This is a genomic window from uncultured Microbacterium sp. (assembly GCF_963521695.1).
Taxonomy (GTDB): domain Bacteria; phylum Actinomycetota; class Actinomycetes; order Actinomycetales; family Microbacteriaceae; genus Microbacterium.
The window spans coordinates 1-5176 of record NZ_CAUQWC010000233.1 but is presented as its reverse complement, the minus strand read 5'-3'; the positions used below and the strand labels follow the sequence as shown (position 1 = coordinate 5176).

General features: G+C 71.5%; 5 protein-coding genes and 1 pseudogene. 5 read left to right on the top strand and 1 reads right to left on the bottom strand.

Features of this window, described 5'->3' with window-relative positions:
- Positions 1-547, bottom strand: a 547-nt coding sequence (locus RWP81_RS14085; protein ID WP_314457116.1) for a cupin domain-containing protein, incomplete at its 3' end; no start/stop codon positions are given.
- A gap of 84 nt (positions 548-631) precedes the next feature.
- On the opposite strand from RWP81_RS14085, the gene RWP81_RS14080 reads away from it, so the two are divergent.
- From RWP81_RS14080 to RWP81_RS14060, 5 genes and pseudogenes are all read left to right on the top strand, one after another.
- On the top strand, positions 632-1678 hold the full coding sequence (locus RWP81_RS14080; protein WP_314457114.1) for an iron-siderophore ABC transporter substrate-binding protein: 1047 nt from the start codon (positions 632-634) through the stop codon (positions 1676-1678).
- Between the two features lie 6 nt (positions 1679-1684).
- Positions 1685-2740 (top strand): iron chelate uptake ABC transporter family permease subunit, encoded by a 1056-nt coding sequence (locus RWP81_RS14075; protein WP_314457112.1) that lies wholly within the window; start codon positions 1685-1687, stop codon positions 2738-2740.
- Positions 2737-3804, top strand: a complete 1068-nt coding sequence (locus RWP81_RS14070; protein ID WP_314457110.1) for an iron chelate uptake ABC transporter family permease subunit — start codon at positions 2737-2739, stop codon at positions 3802-3804. The genes RWP81_RS14075 and RWP81_RS14070 overlap by 4 nt, the downstream gene beginning before the upstream one ends.
- A complete protein-coding gene (locus tag RWP81_RS14065; protein WP_314457108.1) occupies positions 3801-4604 on the top strand; it encodes an ABC transporter ATP-binding protein in 804 nt (267 codons plus the stop codon). The genes RWP81_RS14070 and RWP81_RS14065 overlap by 4 nt, the downstream gene beginning before the upstream one ends.
- A pseudogene (locus RWP81_RS14060) lies at positions 4601-5176 on the top strand (hypothetical protein); the annotation flags it as partial. The gene RWP81_RS14065 and the pseudogene RWP81_RS14060, both read left to right, overlap by 4 nt.

Below are 5176 nucleotides of genomic sequence, written 5' to 3'. Positions count from 1 at the left end.
CCATCAGCGCGAGCGCGATCGAGCGGGCGCGCGGGTCGTGCGGCAGGGCGACCACCTCGCGGGCGATCGGGGCGTCGGCGACGAGGTCGCTGAGCAGCGCGAAGCACGCTTGGCGACGCGACTCGGTCAGACCGGTGGCGGCGAGATGGCGAAGCAGTGCTCCCCCCAGTGGCTCGAGGGAGAGCACGCGGGCGCGGTCCCACCCCCGCGGCGCGGGGCGGTGTCGCTGATCGATGTAGGCGCTGACCAGTTCGCCCGGCTCCGTGAAGCGCATCTCGTGTCGCACCCCGGTGGGGATCCACACCGCGTGGTCGCGACGCAGGTGCCAGCGGTCGGTGCCGACCGACACCTCCATCGACCCGGATGCCATCCACGCGAGCTGGTCTTCCTCGTGCCGGTGCGGGGCGAACCCGCTGCCGGCCTCGAGCGGTGTCGACGTCGCGGCGAATTCGGCGAATGTCCACTGACGAACACGATGCGCGACCTCACCCGCCTCTTCGGGATGCCGATGTTCGCGAGAAGACAGGACCGTGTCCTCGATCAGCATGCGATGTCTCCTCGGGCGGATGGTGAGCGGGGTTAGGCAAGGCTAACCTAGCGGCGCATCACCCACCCGAACGGAAGTCCCCACATGCCGGACACCCGCCCTCTCGTCCGCCTCGCCGCCCTGGGCGCCGCCCTCGCCGTGACGGCGGCGCTCCTCACCGGCTGCGGCGGCGCCGCCACGGCATCCGCCGAAAACGCCACGTACTCCACCGAGCCGAGCGACACGTTCCCCGTGACCGTCGCCCATCAGTTCGGGGAGACGACCATCGCCGCCGAACCGCAGCGGGTCGTCGTGGTCGGACTCACCGAGCAGGACATCCTGCTCGAGCTCGGTACTCCCCCGGTGGCGACGACCGAGTGGTACGGCGAGCAGCCTTTCGCCGTCTGGCCCTGGGCGACCGATCTGCTCAACGGCGCGGAGCCCACCGTGCTGCAGGCCACGGACGGGTTCGAATTCGAGAAGATCGCATCGCTGAAGCCCGACCTCATCGTCGGCACCAATGCGAACATCACCTCCGACGACTACACCAAGCTCAGCGCCATCGCGCCGACGGTGACCAGCGTCACCGGCGCCGACCGCTACTTCTCGGCGTGGCAGGACCAGACGCGCCAGATCGCCAAAGCCATGGGGCGTACGGCCGAGGGCGAGAAGCTCATCACCGGCGTCGAAGACTCCTACGCCGAGGCCGCCGCGGCCCACCCCGAGTTCGCAGGACGGTCTGCATCGTTCTCGCAGGGCGGCCCCTACGAGGGAAACATCTACGTCTACCCCGACGGCCTCAACACGGACTTCCTCACCGATCTCGGCTTCATCATGACGCCGAATCTCGAGAAGTACGCCGCGCAGCCCGGCCAGCAGGCGCTCATCTCGGGCGAGAACATGTCGCTCATCGATGCCGACGTGATCGTCTTCGCCACCGAGAACGCCGAGTCGTTGCCCGACCTGCTGTCGTTCGGCACCACGTCGTCGCTGAAAGCCGTGACCGAGGGGCGCGCGGTGTACACCGACGGCGAGCTCGCCGGAGCGATCTACTTCCTCACGCCGCTGAGCCAGAAGTACGTGCTGGAGCAGCTCGTCCCGCGTCTCGAGAAGGCCGTCGCGGGTCAGTCGCCGCAGAGCGTCGACGGCTGACGCTCCGTGTCATCGTCCACGGTGGTCGTGTCGCGCTCAGCGCGGCGCGACCGCCCGCGCACACCCGGGGCCGGCCGCCGGCGGGCCATCGGTCTCTTCGTCGCGCTCATCGCCCTGGCGGCCGCCGCGTGCCTGAGCATCGCGATCGGATCGAGCACCGTCAGCCCGGCTGCGCTCGTACATGCCCTGACCACCCCTGACGGTTCCCTCACCGATCAGGTCGTGCTCGATCTCCGCCTCCCCCGGACCGTCGCGGCCGTGGTCGTGGGGGTGGCCCTCGGGCTCGCGGGGGCGCTGATCCAAGCGTTCACGCGCAACCCCCTGGGCGACCCCGGCATCCTCGGCGTCGACGCGGGGGCCGCGCTCTTCGTCACCATCGGCGTCGGCCTCGGAGCGATGTCGGCGCTGCAGATGCTGCCGTGGGCGTTCGCGGGGGCACTCGTGGTGACCGCGGTCGTGTCGATCATCGGCGCGGCCGGGCGATCCGGCCCCGACCCAGTGCGACTCACTCTCGCCGGCGTCGCCGTGGGTGCCGTGCTGTTGGGCATCTCGCAGGCACTCATGCTGATCAGTCCCGTGACCTTCGCACGCTTACGCGCCTGGGGAGCGGGTTCGTTCGTCGAACGCGGGTGGGACGTCGTCGTGCCGGCCCTCCCGTTCGTCGCCGCCGGGATCGTCGTCGCCTTCGCCACCGCGCGATCGCTGAACGCCCTGGGCCTCGGCGACGACCTCGCGGCATCCCTCGGTACGCGACTGGTCACCACGCGCGCGCTGTCGATCGTCGCCATCACGGTGCTCGCGGGCTCGGCCACGGCCATCGCGGGCCCGGTGGGTTTCGTCGGTCTCATGGCGCCGCACGTGGCGCGCTGGATCGTCGGACCCGACCAGCGGTGGATCCTCCCCTACACGATGCTCCTGGCCCCCACCCTGCTGCTCGCGGCCGACGTCATCGGACGCGTCGCGCTCTGGCCCGGGGAGGTGCCCGTGGGCGTTGTCACCGCGTTCATCGGCGCGCCCGTGCTCATCCACCTCGTGCGCCGCGCGAGAGCGAGCACGCTGTGAGCGCGTCGACGAGGGATGCCGTCGACCGCGGTCCCCGCTCCATCGTCGTGCGCCGCGGACCCCTGTCGGCACGTCTTCGCGTGCGAACGCTCGCGGTCAGCGCGGTCCTGGGCGCCGTGGTGCTCGCGCTGGCCGTCCTCGCGCTCTCGCTGGGCGACCTCGCCCTCACGCCGCTGCAGGTGATCGCGGCCCTGACGGGCACCGGCGATGCCTTCACCACCACCGTCGTGGCCGAGTGGCGCCTGCCGCGCGTGCTGGCGGCGGCGGTCTTCGGGGCGGCGCTGGCGGTGTCGGGCGGGATCTTCCAGTCGCTCACCCGAAACCCGCTCGCCAGCCCCGACGTCATCGGCTTGTCCGCGGGGTCGTACGCGGGAGGACTCGGCGCCATCATCCTGCTCGGCGCGAGCGCCGGGAGTCTGCCCGTCTCGCTCGGCGCCATCCTCGGCGGAATGGGCGCCGCAGCGCTGGTGTACGCGCTGTCGTACCGTCGTGGCATCCAGGGCTTCCGCCTCATCGTCGTCGGCATCGGCGTGGCGGCGATGCTGCAGGCGTTCAGTACCTACCTGCTGCTGCGCGCGAAGCTCGAGGTCGCGATGATCGCCGCCGTCTGGGGCGCGGGATCCCTGTCGCCGGTGGGGTGGGCGCAGTTCGCCCCGGCCGCGGTCCTTGCGATCGTGGTCCTCGTCGCCCTCTTTCCGGCGTCGCGATCCCTGACTCGCCTCGAGATGGGCGACGACGCGGCCAAGGCCCTCGGCATCCGGATCGAACGCGATCGTCTCGGTCTGGTCGTGTGCGCCGTCGCGCTGACCGCCGTGGTCACCGCCGCGGCGGGTCCCATCGCCTTCGTCGCGCTCGCCGCCCCGCAGATCGCCCGGCGCCTCACGCGCTCGGCCGGCATCGCCCTCGCACCCGCAGCCCTGGTGGGGTCGGCGGTGCTCGTCGCCTCCGACGTCGTCGCACAGCACGTGCTGCCGACGCCACTGCCGGTGGGCCTGGTGACCGTCGTCGTCGGCGGGCTCTACCTCGTGTTCCTGCTCATCAACGAATCCCGGAGACGCGCATGACCGCTCCCGCCCGCCTGAGCGCCGACGGCCTCACTCTCGCCTACGACCGCAGGGTGATCTCCCGCGAACTGTCGCTCGAGATCCCCGACGGCTCGTTCACGGTGATCGTAGGGGCCAACGCCAGCGGCAAGTCCACGTTGCTCCGAGCCCTCGCGCGACTGCTCGCTCCCACCGCGGGCACGATCCGTCTCGACGGGCGCCCCCTCGGCGACTACGCACCGAAAGAGCTCGCGCGCATCGTGGGGCTGCTTCCGCAGACATCGCTCGCCCCCGACGGCATCACGGTGACCGACCTCGTGGCCCGGGGCCGACACCCTCACCAGAGCTTCCTACGCCAGTGGTCCCCCGAGGACGAGCGGGTGGTGGAAGAAGCGATGGATGCCACGGGCACGCGCGAGTTGGCCGGGCGTCTCGTGAGCGAGTTGTCGGGCGGCCAGCGCCAGCGCGTCTGGATCGCCATGGCCCTCGCCCAGCAAACGCCGATCCTCCTGCTGGACGAACCCACGACGTTCCTCGACATCGCGCACCAGATCGAACTCATGGAACTGCTCACCGATCTGCACGAGCAGGGGCGGACCCTCGTCGCCGTGCTGCATGACCTCAACCAGGCGGCGAGGTACGCCACGCACCTGATCGCCGTCACGGACGGCCGCGTCGTCGCCGAGGGCGCACCCGCCGAGATCGTCACCGCCGAGATGGTCGAGGAGGTGTTCGGCCTGCGCTGCGTCGTGACACCCGATCCGGTCTCGGGGACGCCGGCGATCTCGGCGGTCGGGCGCGCCAGGGCTCCCCGGCCATGAGGATGCTGCTGCAGGCGCCGCCCGAACCCCTCCCCACCCGACCTCTGACCGTCGGTGCGTCGACCACCCCGCGCCGCTTCGCGGTGCGCGTGATGACGTGCGTCCCGCGCTACAGCGTGCCGGCGGCGGCGTTGGCGGTCACCCACCAGATCGGTGAGGCGCTCGTGCCGGTGGTGATGGGGATGGCGATCGAGCGCGCCGTCGCGACGGGCGACCTGCGAGAGCTGCTGCTCTGGCTCGGGGTGTTGGCTCTGGTCTTCCTCACGCTGTCGTTCTCGTGGCGCTTCGGGTCGCGGCTCGCCGAACTCGGCATGCTCGCCGCGCAGCACCGCGTGCGCGCGACCCTCGCCGAGCGCTTCCTCCGTCGCCGCGCCCGCCCCGGCCGCGCGTCGGAACAGCCCGGAGTGGCCGTGTCGTTGGCCGTCTCGGATGCCGCACGCCTCGCCGAAGCGGTCGAGATCGCGGTCTACCCGGTGGGGCAGCTGGCCGCCGTCGTGTTCGGCGGCGCCGTGCTGCTGAGCATCGCGTGGCCGCTGGGGATCGCCGTCCTCGTGGGCGCTCCCCTGCTGCTG